This is a genomic window from Mycoplasma sp. 'Moose RK', from assembly GCF_015708155.1.
In the GTDB taxonomy this organism is placed as follows: Bacteria; Bacillota_I; Bacilli_A; order Mycoplasmatales; family Metamycoplasmataceae; genus Mesomycoplasma.
Genome location: NZ_JADDYD010000001.1, coordinates 507,960 through 526,749 on the forward strand (window position 1 = coordinate 507,960; position 18,790 = coordinate 526,749).

At 30.6% G+C, this 18,790-nt stretch carries 12 protein-coding genes; 6 read left to right on the forward strand and 6 right to left on the reverse strand.

The annotated features are described in order from the left end of the window. Window positions 1-95: 95 nt before the first annotated feature. Both efp and IM807_RS01875 read left to right on the forward strand, forming a co-directional pair. The gene (gene efp / locus IM807_RS01870; protein WP_196362868.1) at window positions 96-656 is read left to right on the forward strand and encodes an elongation factor P; all 561 of its coding nucleotides are present in this window, start codon (window positions 96-98) and stop codon (window positions 654-656) included. Window positions 657-659: 3 nt separating this feature from the next. Beyond that, window positions 660-2,507 (forward strand): transketolase, encoded by a 1,848-nt coding sequence (locus IM807_RS01875; RefSeq protein ID WP_196362869.1) that lies wholly within the window; start codon window positions 660-662, stop codon window positions 2,505-2,507. Window positions 2,508-2,566: 59 nt separating this feature from the next. On the opposite strand, the gene IM807_RS04280 is transcribed toward IM807_RS01875, so the two are convergent. Beyond that, complete coding sequence (locus IM807_RS04280) at window positions 2,567-3,373, reverse strand: MurR/RpiR family transcriptional regulator (protein WP_196362870.1); 807 nt, start codon at window positions 3,371-3,373, stop codon at window positions 2,567-2,569. 121 nt (window positions 3,374-3,494) lie between these two features. Here IM807_RS04280 and IM807_RS01885 point away from each other — a divergent pair, with 121 nt between their 5' ends. From IM807_RS01885 to IM807_RS01895, 3 genes are all read left to right on the forward strand, one after another. After that, on the forward strand, window positions 3,495-5,156 hold the full coding sequence (locus tag IM807_RS01885; RefSeq protein WP_230861163.1) for an Mhp366/Mhp367 family surface (lipo)protein: 1,662 nt from the start codon (window positions 3,495-3,497) through the stop codon (window positions 5,154-5,156). 335 nt (window positions 5,157-5,491) lie between these two features. Further along, complete coding sequence (locus IM807_RS01890) at window positions 5,492-6,871, forward strand: hypothetical protein (RefSeq protein ID WP_196362872.1); 1,380 nt, start codon at window positions 5,492-5,494, stop codon at window positions 6,869-6,871. Window positions 6,872-7,090: 219 nt separating this feature from the next. Further along, complete coding sequence (locus IM807_RS01895) at window positions 7,091-7,771, forward strand: ribonuclease III family protein (protein ID WP_196362873.1); 681 nt, start codon at window positions 7,091-7,093, stop codon at window positions 7,769-7,771. Here the strand turns inward: IM807_RS01895 and IM807_RS01900 are convergent. After that, on the reverse strand, window positions 7,768-8,301 hold the full coding sequence (locus IM807_RS01900) for a DUF402 domain-containing protein (RefSeq protein ID WP_196362875.1): 534 nt from the start codon (window positions 8,299-8,301) through the stop codon (window positions 7,768-7,770). The genes IM807_RS01895 and IM807_RS01900 overlap by 4 nt on opposite strands. Window positions 8,302-8,411: 110 nt before the next feature. On the opposite strand from IM807_RS01900, the gene IM807_RS01905 reads away from it, so the two are divergent. Continuing rightward, window positions 8,412-9,236, forward strand: a complete 825-nt coding sequence (locus IM807_RS01905; RefSeq protein ID WP_230861164.1) for an ECF transporter S component — start codon at window positions 8,412-8,414, stop codon at window positions 9,234-9,236. A 149-nt stretch (window positions 9,237-9,385) separates the two neighbouring features. Here the strand turns inward: IM807_RS01905 and metG are convergent, their stop codons facing one another. The 4 genes from metG to IM807_RS04285 form a co-directional block, all read right to left on the reverse strand. Next, a complete protein-coding gene (metG, locus tag IM807_RS01910; protein ID WP_196362876.1) occupies window positions 9,386-10,927 on the reverse strand; it encodes a methionine--tRNA ligase in 1,542 nt (513 codons plus the stop codon). Next, window positions 10,920-11,690 carry a tRNA1(Val) (adenine(37)-N6)-methyltransferase gene (locus IM807_RS01915; RefSeq protein WP_196362877.1) on the reverse strand — a complete coding sequence of 257 codons (771 nt, stop codon included), beginning with the start codon at window positions 11,688-11,690 and terminating at the stop codon, window positions 10,920-10,922. Before IM807_RS01915 ends, metG begins: the two co-directional genes overlap by 8 nt. Further along, a complete protein-coding gene (locus tag IM807_RS01920; protein WP_196362878.1) occupies window positions 11,680-12,687 on the reverse strand; it encodes a nicotinate phosphoribosyltransferase in 1,008 nt (335 codons plus the stop codon). The genes IM807_RS01915 and IM807_RS01920 overlap by 11 nt, the downstream gene beginning before the upstream one ends. A 220-nt stretch (window positions 12,688-12,907) precedes the next feature. After that, window positions 12,908-18,709, reverse strand: a complete 5,802-nt coding sequence (locus tag IM807_RS04285; protein WP_196362879.1) for an SGNH/GDSL hydrolase family protein — start codon at window positions 18,707-18,709, stop codon at window positions 12,908-12,910. Window positions 18,710-18,790: the final 81 nt, after the last annotated feature.

An 18,790-nucleotide genomic window follows, 5' to 3' on the forward strand; every position in this document is an offset into this window, starting at 1 on the left:
ACAACTTTTATGCTATAATTTAAGCCAAATTTATCTTTAGACTGCTGATGCTTGAGTTAGTATTTACTTGTTGAGCTATGCAAGGAAGGAGAGCAATGATAAATGTCAATGAATTTCGGCCTGGAATTACTTTTCAAGTTGAAAATGATATTTTTGTGGTAATTACCGCTCAACACTCAAAACAGGGCCGTGGGCAGGCAAATCTTAAAGCAAAAGTAAAAAACCTTCGCTCAGGAGCGATTACAATTAAAACCTTTTCCGGAGGAGAAAAGGTGAGTAAGGCTCACATTGAAAAAGTTTCAATGTCCTTTTTGTATAATGATGGTGCAAATATTGTTTTGATGGATGACCAAAGTTTTGAACAAGTAGCTATTGAAAATTCAAGGGTTACTTGAGAGTTGAATTTTTTGGTTGCTGATTCTAAGGTAAAAATGCGGAAATTCAATGATGAAATTCTTGATATTGAACTTCCACCAAAAGTCGAATTAGAGGTAACTTCAGCCTTTGATGCTGTTAAAGGGAACACAACAACAAACCCAACTAAGCGTGCAACTCTTGAAACTGGTTTTGAAATTGATGTTCCACTATTTATTAAAGAAGGTGAAAAAATCATCGTCTCCACTGAAGATGGAAAATACGTTTCGCGAGGTAATTAGGATATGAAAATTGATCAACTAGCAATTAATTCTTTGAAAATGCATGGAGTTGCTGCTGTTAATAAAGCAAATTCAGGACATCCAGGCGTTGTTCTAAGTGCAGCCAAAATGGTTTACGCACTTTTCCGAGATCACATGCACTTTGATGTCAATGATACAAAATGAATCAATCGTGATCGTTTTGTACTTTCTGCTGGCCATGGCTCAGCGCTTTTGTATTCATTATTCTACAGTTTGGGAATAATTAATAAGTCTGATCTTGAAGATTTTCGTCAACTTGATTCCAAAACTCCAGGTCACCCTGAATTTGGGCATACACTTGGCGTTGAAGCCACTACTGGGCCGCTTGGACAAGGACTTGCAACTGCAGCCGGAATCGCGCTTGCGCAGGCTCACTTAAATTCAAAGTTCCCTGAAATTGATCATTTTACATATGTCTTATGTGGTGATGGTGACTTACAAGAGGGAATTTCTTACGAAACCTTTTCGCTAGTTGGCCACTTGCAATTGAAAAATTTTGTGGTTTTATACGATAGCAATGACATTCAACTTGATTCACCTGTGAAGACTGTTTTTAGTGAAGATGTTCAAAAAAGAGTTGAATCACAAGGATTTTTCTATCAATTAGTTCAAGAAAATGATGCTGATAAAATTTCGCAGGCAGTTTTCCGTGCAAAAGAATCAGGAAAACCTAGTTTTATTGAAATTAAAACAATAATTGGTGAAGGTGCGCCAAAAGCTGGGACATCCGATGTCCATGGCGCGCCGCTTGGTAAAGATATTGAATCCTTGCGTGAATCGCTTGCCTGAAATCATGATGATTTTTATCTTGATGAAACAGTAAAAAAACACTATCAAGAAACTTTAGGAAGAAGAACCCAATTAAAAAAACTTGACTTTAAAATGTCATCAGAATTAAAGTCGTTTTTGGAAAAAGCAGATAATGCTGATTTTCAAATCAATCTTGATTTGGCAAAAAATCAAGCAACAAGATCAACTTCCGGCCAGGTTTTGGACTATATTTCCCAAAATATTCCACACTGAATTGGTGGTTCGGCTGACCTTTCTGTTTCAACAAAAGCAAAAGGTGCTGACGGCTTTTTTAGTAACCAAAATTATCAAGGCCGTAATTTAATGTTTGGTGTTCGCGAATTTGCAATGGCAGCAATTGCCAATGGAATTGCACTTCATTCAGTATTACGACCATTTGTTTCAACTTTCTTTGTTTTTGCGGATTATTTGAAACCGGCTTTGCGACTTTCAGCAATAATGAAATTACCAGTTACTTATATTTTTACACATGATTCACTAATGGTTGGTGAAGATGGGCCAACTCATGAACCAATTGAACAACTTGCAATGTTGCGTTCAGTGCCTAATTTAGCAATTTTCCGTCCTGGTGATGAAATTGAACTACAGTCAGCTTACGAATTGGCATTGACTTCAAAAGATCATCCAAGTGCAATTATTTTGAGTCGTCAAAATGTAAAAACTGTTACTTCTTGCAAAAGAGGCTTCAAAAAAGGTGCTTATTTTGTGCGAAAATCAAATTCAAAATGGGCATTGATTGCAACAGGAAGTGAACTTGGTCTTGCTTTTGAAATCGCAGGAAAACTTGATTTAAATCTAATTTCACTTTCAAATTGACAAAATCAACCAATTTGGGACCCGAATTTTGCGATTTCAATTGAATTAGCGTCAACTTTTGGTTGAGCTATTCATGCAAAAAATAATTTTGGTTGAAATCAATTTGGGTTTTCTGCCCCTGGTGAAAAAATTCTTGAAAGGATTGGTTTTTCAACTGAAAAACTATTACAAGCTATTAAAAAAATTATCGATAATACTAACTAATTTGGCTAATTTTTTCTGAAAAAATTAAGCAACTTTGTAGAAAATAAGCAATTTTTTGCTTATTTTCTTTTTCTTCAAATTCGATTAAATTCGTTGTAAAAATCAGTTCTACTAGAATCCAATTTGCACTGAATCTTCATGGCAATTAAATCAGCGATAAATAATTGTGCAATTTTTGCACCAACTGAAAATGTGCGTTTATTCTGTTCAAGAGTATCAAAATAAATAATTTCCGTGTTTCCTTCAGTTTCTAATTTTGTATTTGTGGTGATAAAAACTACTTGAATTTGGAACTGTTTTACTAATTTTTGCATCAAAATCAAATCTTTTGAAGACATTAAAGTAGAAAAAACAAGCACAACTGTTTGATTTGGTTGACTAACTCAAGCGGCAATATCGTAAATTGACTTGGCAGTAAAAGCGTTTAGGTGCAAATTTCGCAAATTGTTTGACATTTCACTTGCAGCCATAAGTGAAGAGCCAATTCCAAAAGTGATAATATTTTTGGCATTAATGATTGCATCGGTAATCCGGTTTATCTGGTTAATTTCCAGCAATGACATCGTTTTTTCAATACTATGAGCATAAAGTAAGTTCACATTTTCAATTTCGTCATTTTCATCGTACAAATTATTTTCTTTGTCCATTCGTAGTCATTCAATTACAAAACGCTTTAATTCCTTAAAATTATTGAAACCTAATTTTTTTACTAGCTGTGTAATTGAACCCACACTTATGAACAAAGTAGCTGCGAGTTCGTTGATTGTTTGCTCAATAAATTTTCGTGGCTTTGCTTCAATAAAACGAATTATTAATTTTTCAATGTTTGTTAATTTAAAGTTTTTTGAAATTGTCAGTACACTCATAATATAAAAATTATACTTAAATTAGCATCAAACTTGTAAAAAAAGTGGCTAAATTTACTTATTTTTACATTTTTTTAATATAATTTAGTATAAAAATTATTTTAAACCAAAAAGGGAAAAAGTGTTAAGAAGGAAAAAAAAATATCTTTTTTTGGGATTAGTAATCCTAGCTGCTTCTGGAATTGGAGCTTATTTTGGTTATGTTAATTTTTTTTCTGCAAGCACAACCAAAATTAGTGGACTAAAATTAGTAATTGATTCTACTAAAAACAAGCAAAAAGACCTTAAAAAAGACACAAATCTTGCAAGTCAAATTGCCGAATATCTTAAATTTTCAAAATATTATGATGATTTAAATCAAGAAAATGAAGACTTAATTCCTGAATATGGCCAAAGAGAATCTTATTTTTCTTGACTTTCCCGACAGGACTTGAAAAAAATCAAGCAAAATCAAATCACTTTTCCTGCTGGGTACGAAAATTTTAACTTCAACACTGAAAATGGTTTTGTTACTAAAGAAAGTAACGAAAAATTTTTGGGTGAAGAAAATGACAATCTGCTTGTTTATGACCTTAATTATCCACAAATTAGTTCGTTAATTACAGAAAAAGAGCCTTTAAAATCAAATATTTTAAACCAAAAGTTTACAATATTTGATGTAAAAGCACGAAATCAAATTTTCAAACTTGACAAAATTGGTGTTTACGCTGAACCAATTGAATCATCAAAATATGACAAAATTTACCAAAAAAATGTTAAATTTAAAACCGGAACCGCAACAATTCTTGATGCAACAAGCGGTCAAGCACTCCTAATTACTAACAATCACGTCATTAAATCAACGGATTATAACCAAAAAGTGGACAATAATCTAGAAATTAAAGGAAAAAAAATGCGATTTTGAAATACTTTAGGCGGAAATTTTTTCGAATGGTATGAAAATGGCAAAATTCATAGCATGAATCGCGATGACATCGCGCTCCTTTTTTATGCAAAAAAAGTTTTCCAGGAAAAAATTAAACAATTTGAGGAAAACGCCGTTTTAGAATACTTGATCAACTTTTTCTCAGATTATTTTTCAATTCCAACTGATTTTGACAACAATAAATTTGATGTGGGAATTTTTTACTTTAATTATAGCAAATTTAATCAGGATTTGAAAGAACTTGCTGAATTTTATAGCAAGAATAAAACTGAATTTTTGGCAAAAGTTCAGCAGGACTCTGCAAAACAACAAGCAAATCCAGTCTTATTGACCACAAAAATTGATGAATTCTTGTCATCTTACCAAAAATTTATTGACTTTTGGGAAAAAATGAAACAGGAAAAACCAGTGAAAATTTCCCCTAAAGTTTGAAAAAAGGGCGATTCCTCCTACGATCTTAATGTCGGTCTTTTTTGACCAAAAGCAAATGCAATGAAAAATAATTTTAAGGGTGTTTATGCAACTGATCCGCAGGAAAATTTTGCCCGGCTTTCACTTTATTTTTACACAAATAACGGACCGGGAGCAAGCGGTTCTGGAGTTTTCAACAAGGATGGTGAACTACAATTTATCAACGCTTTCGGTTTGATCAACAATTTCTATGATAATGCCACCAAAGTCGAAAAAAATTACTATGACAAACTGAACACAAACATTTCACTTTCAGGCGGTGTTCCGCTTGTAACTGAAAATTTTAATCTTGCCAAAATAATCAAAAAATTTTATCCTTCAAACGGATCAAAAGTCCAATATCCTATCGAAAAACCGGAGATAACTGTAACTAAAATTGGCACTTAACTTTTTTGTGAAAAAAAAAAAAAAAAACCAAGTTTTAGAACTAAAACTTGGTTTTTTTTGGTTTCATACCGGCGCACCGGTTGCTAGAATTATTATGAGATGGGAATTTTAACCAATATTTGCAAGGAAACAATTTATTAATTTTCCTTGAAATCTCATAATATATATGAAATTAAAATAATTATACCACAAAAATATTAAAAATTTTTTTTGTTCAAAAAAACCACAGTTAACTCATTTAATTTAAGCTTAATTTTATGATAAAATTAACTAAGAATTTAGAATTCTAAGCAAACTAAGCGTGTATAAAAAATGAGGAAAAAAGGAGGCTTTTTATGAATCAAAACTGAAAATCAAACAGTGAAAACAAAAGAAACACTGATAATTTTTCTAATCTTAAAAATATAAATCGTAAAAAAAATGAATCAAAACCAAATGGGTTTGCTAGCCGCGATCGCGGTTACCAGTATTACAACAATACAAAAAAAGATAATTATTTAAGAGATTCTCAACCCGATTTTTCTAACCCTTTCGAAGGCAAAAATGACTTTAATAACAATGGATTTAATGATCAAGAAATTAACGAATACGGTGAAATTAATAATAGAAAAAACAGCGTTGATTCTCAGCAATTTGTTAATCAGGATTTTGTAGAAAACAAGTCGGTTGAAGAAGAATTTCAGGTAGAATCTTTTTCAAATGAACCTCGTTTTTCAGCAGAAAAAACAAAAACTCAACAAGCGCAAATTTGACCACTTAATGAATCAGAAATCGAATTCTTTAACTGCCTTGCGAGCGCAAATTCTGTTGTTCAAATCACAGATTTAAATGAAAAAATGCATTATCGCCAAAAACATGGCGACTGAATTGCTAGTTTCAGAAATTTAAATAATGAAATTTTGCTAAAACATGAAAAAAACAGCCAATTTGGTAAAAAAAATTTCCTTGAAAGACTTTGAAATAGCTTTTCTTTTTCAGCAAAATTAGTTTCCTATTCAATTTTTTACATCATTATTTCAATGTTAATGGCAACTTTTTGATTAGCTTTTGCAGGTTTTAATAGTTTTAGCTTTTGAAAATATTCAGTATTCACTGGTTCACTTGTTCTTTTTTTGGCTATTATTCAATTTTTAATTTATTTTAATAATGCCAAAAATCGAACAAAATTAGCCAAAATAACACTTTTTTATACAATGGATTCAATTTTTTTGCTTCTAAATTATATTGTATTACTAGTTTTTATAATTAGTCCAATTTTTAGTAAAAAATTGATTGTTGCAAATCAAATTGCTGAAATTATCCAACAAAATCCAAGTCTAATAGGCACTGTCAGTGAATACGCCACGATTTTATATTATGTTCCTTGGTTCCCAATTTTAACTTTTTTGTTTGGATCATTGCTTTTCATTCCTTTAAAATGGTCGCTTTTTGTCAAAAATTTTTGATTAATCTTTGGTATTTTTAAAATTATTTCTTACCAAAAATTAATGAAAAGATACCGTGAAAACGCTGATGAAAGCCTAAAAAGAAGACTGAACCAAAAATGAATCAGCCTTTATAAAATTGGCCGGCCACTTGGGGTTTCATTTCATCCAGCATTTATAAAAGCCTTTAAATTCCTCAAGACAAATCCAAACCCACCAATCGAACAACAACAAAAAATTGTTGATGTCATTTACGAAGCAATCAATAGCGACGTTGTTAACTACCGTTAGTTTGCCATAAATCTACATGAAAATGTATTATTTGACTTTTTTGCTTTTTGTGAACAAAATCCAAAAAAAAAAAAAAACTTTAAAAGCAGACTATAAACTCCAGAATTTTTTTTACAAGAAAATTTCTGGAGTTTAGTCAAGTAAAAACTTTAAAAATTTTGTTATAATTAGTTAGTTAATTGGGTTTTTGCCAAAAAAAACTAGATCAGGGTGGGAACAATGCAAAAAGAAAAGAAAATCCGTGAATTTCTAGCATCAATTGACATTGAACCAATTACAATTGGCATCTATGTGCAGGCCTTGACTCACAAAAGTTATAATTTCACTCATCCTGGAATGCCACATTACGAAATGCTTGAATTTCTTGGTGATTCAGCAATTAATTATGCAGTTTCAAAAGTGATTTACGATAATTTTTACCAAAATGAGGGTAATTCATCGCAATTACGCTCATCCTTAACTTCAACTGCTTATCTTTCTGAGGTTTGCCAAAATCTTGGTTTGCCTGATCTTGTTTTTCTTGGCAAAGGTTCGCATGTGATTCGTGAAAACAACAAATTGAAAGCTGACATTTTTGAAGCTTTTTCAGCGGCAATTTTAATCGATCAAGGTTTTGAAAAATTGGATAAATTTTTGGCAAAATACTTGTACAACAGTGTAAATTTTGCCGATGAAATTGAAAGAAAAGATCCAAAATCAATTTTTCAGGAAAAAATTCAGTCTTTTTCAACAAACAGTAAAATTAATTATTTTCACACAAAACTGGTTGACGGAACTTTTCGAGTTGACCTTGTTTGAGAACAAAAAAAATATGGAATTGGCTTTGGTAAATCAATCAAAGAGGCTGAATTTGCTGCAGCAACAAATGCCTTGAGCATTTTTGCAATTGATCTTGACTAGTAAAAAAGTGACAGATATTCCTGGTTAAAAAAGGATTTTTTCTGGAGATGCAAAAGGAAAATTTTACTAATTTCCCTTGACAAAAGAAAATCAAGATTTGCAGGATAATTCATAATTACTTTGTTTTCAACAAATTCATCACGATCGACAATGTCGAAGGTTTTTTTGTTATAAATTTTAATATCAAGGTCAAAATCAACAAATTTTATTGTATTTTCCTCAAAAATAAAATCAGAAGCCAAATTAATGTAGTAACGACAACTAAAATGCAAACCGGGTTTGAAAGTAATTATTGTGTTGTGCATGCTTTTTTTGGGAAAAATGAAAATCGCGGGCTCGGTCATGCGTCAAGATTTTGCACCATATTTTTTGACAACACAACCTTTTAGATTAACGACAAGATGAGTTTTTGAATTGGAAATAACGCGGGCATTTGATCATTGCCGGTACAAAAAACCGTTGTATTTATAGGCCTGAATGTTAATGATTTTGTTACGGTAAATTTCTTGTCCTTTTTTTTTATGGATCATTTTTTTCCTTCAATTTGAAAATTATATGTTATTTTTCGATTTTTGTTATAATATTTTTAATCGTGTTTAAAAAAATAGTGCCAAATTTTAGGGAAAAAATAGCAATTTTTTTGGAAAAAAACCGCCGAATTTTTTACTTTTCAAACTTTGATTTAACAATTTCTGGACTGTTAATGGCGATGTTTTTAGTAATTACTTACATCGCCAAAATTACAATTCCAACCCGATTTAATTTAGCATTTGAGTTGCCATTTTACATTTTGCTTGGCATAATTTTGCACTGATTTAAGGGGATGATTGTCGCTTTTAGCTTTGATTTTGGCAAATTGTTACTAACAAGTAGAATAATTTTTTGGACACCTGAATATGCAATCGTGCCAATTTTCATCACTTTTTTAGCGGCTGTTTTTTTCAATTTGGCAAAGAAAAATGATAAATTTTTGCTTATTCCTATGGGTTTATTTTTCCTTTCATCAGGTTCAGTTTTTCTTTACTATTTTTTTCTAGAAGAAATTGAGATCCAAAAAGTGCCCAAAGTTTGGGGTGATCTTTTCAATAAAAAAACCGTGCTAATTTTAATTGGAGTTTTTATAATTTCAGTTTGGACTCTCGCCATAATTTTATTCGTTTTTTATCGCAAAAAAAGGACAAAAAAACTAAAAATAGCACTAATTTCCTTAATTACACTTGCGGTTTGTTACCTAATTGCACGCTGGCTTTGACATCCTTTTGCTTTTATTCAATATTACAACCGTTTTTTGAATCGAACTGGCAAGGATAGGCTTATTCAGGAATATTTTTACTATTATTTGACACCGATAATTCTAAAATCAACTGTTTCCTTCCCGATTTATAGTTTTGTTGTTATTGAATTGGTGCCACTTTTCCTTTATTTAAACAAAAAACACAATTATCGCTGGAGATTCGGTTATTAATTCTGATTTTCAGATGCAACTTTGAGTAGTTTGTGGTGAAAATAAGAATTTTTTCTTAAAAATTTTTTTACTTTTTGGGTTGTTTTTTGCAACAAAAAAGTAAAAAAAGCACCTATTTTCAGCAATTTTTGAATCCTTTGTTTTTAAAATTATTTTTTCTGTCTTGGAAAAAAAGGTTTTTCTAATTTTTTTAGACAAATTTCATCAAATTTGTCTAATTTCGTAATTAATGCAAAACTTGCATGGTTAAGTTGCAAAAATTCTAAAATTTTTGCAACATTTTTTGGCATAACTGTGCTTAAAAAGGTTGCAATTGCGTAAATTCCATTTAACACCAAAATCAAACTTGCACCTAGTTTTTCAAGGTTTTTTTGGTTTCAAAGTTCCTTAATATCAAAGAAACCATTGAGATTTTTTGCCAAATCAAAGGCAATTTTATAAGCTTTTTCAACTTGAAAATTTGAAAAAAACTGCTCAAATTTATCAAATCCAACCAAAATTTGTTCATAATAATGAATGTCAGTTCAATCAAGATCTTCAACTCGAAAAATCAAGGGTTTTTCAAAATTTTTTTCAATTAATGCAACCGTACGGCTAATCAAATTTCCAAAAGTGTTTACAAGAAAAGAATTGTAAAAATTTTCCAGAAGTGTTTCATCAAAAACGCTATCATTTGTGATGTTAATTTGCGAAACTAAGTATAACTTAATAGTTTCGGGGTCAAATTTATCCAACAAATCAATGGGGTTGATGACGTTTCCCTTCGATTTGGACATTTTTCCCTCAGGAGTGATCAGTCAACCATGGGTTAAAATTGTGGTTGGTAAACGAAAATTCAATGATTTTAGAAAAATCGGCCAATAAATGCAGTGAAATCGGGCAATTTCCTTACCAACAACATGAACAATCTCCTCTGATTGATTCCAAAAATTGGATTTTTGTGGAAAATCAAGGTCAATATCTTCACTAAAAACTGACAAATAATTAAAAAGGGCATCAAGTCAAACATAAATTGTGTGGTTTTCAAAATTTTCAAGCTTAATTCCTCATTTTTGGTTTTTGCGCGTGATTGATAAGTCTTCCAAGCCTTTTTTAAAAAAATTTTGTTCTAATTCACGCGCAACTTTTGGATCAAATATAAATTTTGGATTATCACTTAAAAATTTTTCAAGTCAATTTTGAAATTTACTAATCACAAAAAAGTAAGAATTTTCGCTGATTAATTCCATTTTCGCCCCACTTACAGGATGAAAATAGGCATTGTCACGAAAAATTGCCTGTTTTGGCAACAAAAATTCCTCGTCACTTACTGAATAAAGGCCTTGATATTTGTCCTTAAAAATGTAACCTTTTTGGTACATTTTTTTAAAAACCTCTAAAACAAAGTCTTTGTGTTTTTTACTTGAACTGCGTAAAAAATAATTATAATTAATCCCGAATTTTTCCCATAAATCTTGAAATTTTTTACTATTTTCATCCACAAATTGCTGCGGACTCAATCCTTTTTTTTCTGCAAGTTGACTAATTTTTTGTCCATGCTCGTCAGATCCTGTCAACATTCGAGCTTCAAAACCGGCTAATTTTTTAAAATTATAAATTACTCAAGCCAGAGTCGAAGTGTAAAGATGGCCAATGTGCAAATTGCCGCTTGCATAATAAATTGGAGTTGTTATGAAAAATTTTTTAGTCATTTTTTACCTTTTTTACAACATAAAGTCGTTGAATTTCCTTGCGATATTCATGAGAATTTTTGTTTTTTGGATGCAAATATAAATTATGAAGATAATTTGTTCCTCAAGGTGCATTAAACTGTGCCTCGACAAGCACAAATTTTGGCGTTGAACCAACGCGAGTCATTACAAATTGCACTTTTTTGGGTTCAAAGCGATTTTCGCGCAATAATTGCACTAAATCAACGAATCTTTCAATTGGCAAAACAAGTGCTAATTTTCCTTTTTGTTGAATAATTTTAGCACATCCAAAAATTAATTGTTGCAAATTTAAGCAAAATTCGTAAATTGCATTTTGAAACTCTTTGTTAACTTTTTTGATAATTTTAGTGTCAACTTTAAAATAAGGTGGATTTGCAAAAATTAAGTCGTATTTTTGTGCCTGTTTTTTGTTTAAATCAGGTCAAAATTGATTAAAATCGCCCGCAATTAAATTAATTTGGGGCGATTTTTTGTTAATTTCAAGGTTTTTTTTGGCAATTTCTAGTGCTTTTGCGTTAATTTCCAAAGCATCAATTTTCAAATCTGACTTACGGTGAGCTACTAAAATTGCCAAAGCACCGTTATTCGTGCCGATTTCCAAGGCATTTTTTACTTTTCGACTCAAACTAATAAAATTCGCTAATAAGATTGTGTCAACTGAATAATTAAAACTGTTTTTATCCTGCCAAATTTTGAGGTCGTCATTGAAACCTAAATTATTGAGCACAAGTCTAGTTTTCATTTTCGTCGAAAGTGATTAATTTCGTATTTTTACGGTAAAAACGACCAAATTTTGCAATTTTTTGGTTGTTTAAGAGCGTCGCATCAGCACTGAAATGATGGCGAATTTGCAACATAAATTCGCCGACGCCGTAAGCGTCAACAGGAGTATTTTTTGATTCTAATTCCTTAATTTTAATAGGATTCAAACCTGAAGAAACAATGATTTTTACATGTTTTCCGTTATTTTCATCAAGTACGCTTCTTAATTTTTTGATCAACTTGGCATTAATACCAAATTCATCTTTTTGCGGTTTGACAAACATTTTGTCAGCAATATTTTTCGATGTATCTACACGAACTCCCGCTAAATTTTCACCAAAATGACTGAGAACTGCAAGCGAATCGGCGATCACATCGTTGTTAAAATCAACCAAAGCAATTAGTTTTTGGTTTGGAAAAACTTTTCGGTAAGCCTTTGATGCTTTTATCAGATCACCTTGAAAATTTTGGATTAAAGCATGTGGCATTGAACCAAAATTTTCGTTTTTTTGACCAGCTTGAGCTGCATTACTAAAAATTGTAACTCCACCGACGCGAGCAGCTTTTCCGTCAATTTCGTGCATTAAATAATGGTCGCAACGATCGGACATAAAAATAATATCCTTGTTTTTAGCGGCTTTTTTGCAGGCAAATGCATTTGTCGCAATTGAAGTTGAGCGCGCAAGAATACCATCAATCACACCTTCAAGGTATCCAAAAAGGTGCAAATTGCCTTCCAATTCCAAGACAGTTTCATATTTTACAACTCGAGTACCATTTTTCAAATAGCGAATTTTGTAATTTTTATAGTCAGTATTTTGAACTAGTAATTCCAAAACTTCATCCATTCCGGCAAGAATTGCAAAAGGTTTTCGTTGAAAAAATTGCAAAACAACAATGTTATCAGGATTAAGTTTGGCGAGAATTTTTTGACTTGTCAAAAAATAATCTGAAACATATTTAGTAATTTTTGACATAATTTAGAGGATTTTTTGTTAAAATAAAATTTCTATAAGGATCTTGCTTATACTTTTAAGCAAAAATCACTATAATTTTACCAAATTTTTTCCCTTTTGGAATAAACTTGTGCTTTTATTTTAAAATTGGCCTTGATTATGTAATTTTATTTTGAGTTTGAATAAGTAAATGCTGTAAAAACAAAGAGAATTTTTGCGTTTTAGCTTTATCGATGGATTTTTATTTTGGTTTTTCATAATTTTCAGGATACGTTCCATCTCTGATTTGTTCAAGAATTTGATCACGTAATTTTTGTTGATTAGTTTCCTTAAAAAAACGATTATCATTTTCATTGTAATAAATCATTGTGAGCATGTCATCAAGTTTAACATCATTATTGTCGTATCAATTGGTTCCTCACCACCTTTCAGATTTAATTGGATTACCTTTTAATTCATCGATAAATTTTGCATAATTATCGTTTGAATCACTGGAAGTTTTCGCATTTTTTAAAGCTGTAAAAATAATTTCAGACGCTGATGAAGATTTAAGAAATGAATTATTGTAAAATGCTGTTCCTCGTAAAAAACTGTGTTTTACTCGAGATTCATATGCAAAAAATAGTAAAATTAACAAAAAACGATACAAAACTCGCCCTTTTGCAGTTGTTTTAAAGTTATCCTTGGTGATTTTATTAGTGGGTTCTGAATTATAAATTTTGAAAAATAATTTTGAAATAGCCTCTAATTGTGGATCCTTTTTGCCTGAACTAAATAAATCAGAAAACGAAATCCCCGTGTAATGAATGTTATTTAGTTTTTCTAAAATTGGTGACATTTCTCTAGTTTTATTTTTATCTCATTTTGGTGAAACTAAAAAAACTAAGTCAAAAAAATCAGCAAACGCAGCGATTGAAATTTTATTGTTTTTTGGAACTTCAAGATTGCGTGTATCCACACTAAAATTTTGTGCAGTTTCCTCATTTTTTTTAGCGTTTGAGTCAACCAAAGGTTCCAATTTTATAACTAAATCAAGATTTAAAATATTTTCTAGGTTAATTTTATTGAAAATTTCAGTAAAAAAGTTGTTGTCAAAACTTGCTGTTTTTAGCGCATTCACAACTTGGTCTAAAATTGTTGAAACCAAGGGATTTTCGAATCCAAGACTAATAAATTCCTTCAAAAATTTTGTGATTACTTCAGTTGGATTAGAAACTTTATCTATCTTCTCTAAATTTAATTTTAAGTAAGAAGCAATTACTTTTGCAATAATTTCACTAAAATTTTTGTCTTTTAATAAAAAATCAAGTAAGTATCACAAATATGATTTAATAAAATTGGAATTGTTGTGATTTTGGTCAGAATTTGTAGTATTAGAAGAATTAGTCTCCAAAAATGTTTTGAGAATTCCAGAAAAAGTCTTGATACTAGTAAACTTTTCACTGTTTTGATTAATTGATTCAAAAAAACGAATTATCAAGACTTTGTTTGCTGGTAAACTTAAAAATTTGGTTAGTAAATCTTTAAGTTGTAAGTCAATTCTGCTTTTATCAATCTCATTAAGATTTTTAAATAGTGAAAATTCACTAATTTTCCCAAAATTTAGTTGCTTAATTTTAGCGATTAGTGATTCAGATTTAAAAATCTTATCAATTAGGATTCATAAACCGGATTTTTCAGAATGGTCAAGTTTATCAAAAATTTGACCAATTTGCTTGAAAAGTGAGACAATAAATTCCTCATTTCCAAGCTCTTTTTCAAGAATTTCACTAACTGATTCGCTTGAAAAACCTGAACTAATCAGCTTACCAATGATTTTTACAAATTTACTAATTAAAGCGTTTTCTTTTGTATAATTTGGTTTTTTTTCTACTAAAGTTATGGCTTCAGTCGCTCCAACATTGACGGGAATCGCAATGATTTTTGACAAATCCTCAGGTTCATTCTTGTAAAAATTTGTAAGATTATCAGTAATTATTTCTTTAATTAATTCAAATAAAGATTGAATTTCTTTTGTTTCAAATTTTGTTTTGAAAATTTTACCAAATAAACTAGCAAAATTTTTTTCTAAATCAGGGATTTTTCCAACTTCAAGAATAAAATCGCCCACAATTTTTGTAAAATATTGCTTTTCAAAAAGTGTTTTAATTAGTGAAACGCTATCAATTGCTTGGTGAATTTTTGCTTTTGCAAGCAAGGAAAAATAAGAATTAACTAGTTGTTCAAGTGCTTCACTTTTCAAAAAAGCATCAACAATTGGTTTTAAATCCTGCGAATATTCCTGCGGCAACTTAGATAAACCAGTGTCAATTTGAGTTTTGACAGCTTCAGTTTGTGCAATTGCTGCAAAAAGCTTACCAATATTTTGGGTATTTGCACCCTTATTTTCAGAATTTCCCTTATCACCATAATAAAGGTTCGCAATATCAACGCTTAAATTATCAATCAGAGTTTCGTAAATTGACTTTTTGGAAGTTGAATTTGGCGTAATTGAATCTGTAATGATTTTCAAAACTGACTGCATAATCAACGGCGCATCAGTTTTTTGACCCTGATTTGTGGCGATAGTTGCATTTCGTAATTTTGTAAAAATGTCTCTAATTAAGGTAAGAATTATTTCCTTGTTTTCCGAAGAAAGATTGATTTTATTCGCTTCAAGAAGGTTTAACAAAAACTCTCTTAGTGAAATTCAAGTGGCTGAATCGCCAAGAAAAAGACTGAAAATTTTCTCAATTAAAGCCTTGTTTTCATTAAGAAAATTATTTCCAAAGGTGGTAAAATCAGTTGCTTTTTCAAAGTTTTTCTTGTCAAAAATATAGTTGATAAATTTTGCTAATAATTCTTCAACAACACTTGATTCAAAAAAATTTTCAAGAAGGCGAAAAAGTGAATTTTTAACTTTTTCTTGTCCAAAAATAGTGCTTTCTGCCAGTTTGTTCACTAATTGTTTTTCTAAAAAATCCTTACCCAACAATTCTTTAAAAAACAAAACAAGATCATTGACAGTGACTATTGGTTCAATCTTAAGATCAGCTAAACCTCTCATTAATTCAAAAATTTGCTTTGTGGTAAGGAAGTTTTCAAGAAAAAAATTTAAAAAATTACTAAGATTAAGTTCTGCATCAACTGTAGCAATTTCTGTAGAAATTGCATCAATTTCAGTTTGATTTTTTGCTTTTTTAGCAGCTTCAAGTTTACTTTTTAGCTGATTGTATTTTTCAGAATTTTCCTTGGTAAATCTAGCAAAATTTTTAATCACCGATTCAACAAAGTCAAAAATTAGATTACCAGAAAAAACTGTCTGTTTTCCTTTTTGAACTTCATATTTTTCAACAAAATCTTGAAAAATTAACTTTATAAGTTTGACAAAAGTATCAATTGATTGTTGACTTAGACCATGTGAATCAAGTAACTTACCAAACGAATTAGAGATTGATTCTAAAAATTTTTCTGATTTGACGTTTTTTGCCAAAAAATCATAAACCTTTTCCCTTAATTTTGCTAAATTATTAGCTGCGAAGTTGAAACCAAAGCGATTTAATGAGTCAACTTGTTGGTACAAATGCTTGTTTTCAACCAAAAAATCTTCAATTGCAGCCATGACCAAATCATCAAGAACACGAAAGGAATTAGTACTCAAAAAATCTTTGATCGAGTCAAAAAATATCAAAAAACTACCGTAATTAGGTTTGGTTGGACTGATAAAATCCTCGAGTCTGATTTTTGCAACCAGAGGATAAAATTTTTTGGCTAAATTTTTAATTGAATTAATTTGATTTTTGTTTAAATCAAAGCGCAAAATTTCTTGCAAAAGTGTCAAAATATGACTAGGTTTCTTGAAAAAATCAGTGTAGGATTCCTCGATTTTTTTTGTAAAAATTTCAGAAACCTTTTCAGTTGTTGTGCTAAAGTCAGTTTTTTTGATTGCATTTAGGAAATTTTCGGCAACATTTTTAGTTAATTTATTCCAAGTTTCAGTGCGAATCACAATGTCACCAATTGACAAAAATAGATTGCCAATCACTTTTTGTTCCTCTTTCTTTATGCCAAAACTAAAATATTGATTGATAATTTTGACCAAAAGTTGTACTGATTCAGGATGCTTAAGTGTTTCCGAACTAAAATCCTTGGCAAATTTGACAATATTTTGGTAATTTTCGGAGTTTGAAAGAAAAATTCTGATAATGTCCTGAAAGCTTTTAGCAGGCAAATAATCCGCTGAGTTAATTATAAATTCATTAATTACTTTTGTAAAAAGCTGTCGCACCGAGTCAAATTTGAAAATAACCTTCAAATCATCCTGATATTCAGGCGAAATTTTGATAAATTCATTGATCAAAAGGTTCTGAATTGAATTTTCGCCAAAAATAGCAGCAAAAATTAGTTCCTTAATTTTGATCTGATTTTGGCTAACAAAATCAGAATTTATTGTTTCCTTGAAAAGTGAAACCAAGTTTTTTTCGTTAAAATTACTAAAAATAAAATTAATTAAACTAGAAAAAGTTGCCTTTTTTCATTCCTCTTTAGTTACAACATCTTTGATATAATTTTGCAATTTTTCGATAATATCAAGGAAAAAATTACTTTGAAGAATTTTTTGCAAAACTTGAAAAAAGGAAGTATTATTTTTTCCAAGTTTTGCAAAAAAATCACCTAATAAATCAGCAAAATGAGACTTAATTTGTGAATTTGATTGCAAAAAACGTTGTAAAATCACGCCAAAATTAACACCATCACCAACCGCGGCCAAAATCGCGACTTGTGGTCCGGAATTTGGCGAAATTCCGGCAATGCTAATTTTTTCAATTTCTGAATCTTGTGACACAAAATCAGAAATTGAGTCATTGATCGTGAGCTTTTTTAAAATTTCCTCGTTTGTGCCAAGGTCCAAAATTCGCTGATAAGAATTCTCATCTTTTTGCAAATATTCCTTATTTCAGGTAAGTTTTTCGGAAATTTCACTTTCAAAGTCAGGATCTTTCTTAAGTGCAAGTTTAAAAATTAGATCTTGCGCCATTTTTTTGTAACCTTTTGGCGAAGGATGAATGTCAAACTCGTTTTTTGCAAAATTATTTGATTTTTCTTGTCAAAGTTTATCGTTAAAAAGGTCGACAAAATTGAATTTGCCGTTTTTTGCTAGCCTTTGAAGCAATTTGTTAAGCCTTTTGATTAGTGAACCGGCATAATTTTCCTCCAAACCAAGTTCATTTTCAAACATTTTTTCCAAAAATTTGATCGAAATTGAAGACAAAGTATTGTAACCAAGGAAAACAATTTTCAAATTTTTGTTAATTTGACGAATTTTTGTAACTAAAGTTTGCAAATTGCGTTCAATTTGCAAAAAAGCAGTTTCAATTTTTTGCAAAAATTGAAATTTAGCCTCATTTTTTGTGGCAATATTTTGCCCTGGTAAAAAAAGTGCGCCAAAATCCAACGCTGACATCAAGTCATTTGCGCCCAGCGAAATTGTTAGCAAGTTTGCTTTGGCAATTTTTGCACGCAAGAGTGGAAAATTTTCACCGGAAAAATCCCCGAAAACCTCGCTAATTTGCTTTCCATAGGGTGAATTTGTCAATTTATCAAGTTGATGACTAAAATTTAAGTGCCCTTTGCTAAAATTTTTGAACTGCGGATTTGTGGGTTCAAGCAAATAAAGTCAATCGGCAATTGTTGTTCAAGAAAGCGCCAAATTATCAAAGGATTTTAAAGCTCCAGGCTTAATTTTTTGCACAAAATCTGCAAAAAATGCAGGATAAGAAAGGCCTTTGACTTGAGAATTATCATCAAGAAAACCGCGAAAATCAAAACTATAATCTCAATTGAAGCCAGCAGAAATTGAATCACCAAGCGCCAAATAGTTAATTTCTTTCAAAATTGGTTGATTTTCCGCAATTGAATAATTAACAATTGTACTGTTTTTTTGCAAATTACGCCTGTTTTTCAAAGAAATTGCTGCTGCAGTAACTGCGGTCGCAGCAAGAGTTGTGATGCCGAATAAAAGCTTGAAGGCATTAGAAAATACTGGTTTTCTGGAGTTTTTCAATGTTCAACCCCCTTTTAATATTCTTTTTTTAAGAACAACAAGCAACTAATGCAACTAATATAGAAGAATAAATAAAACAAA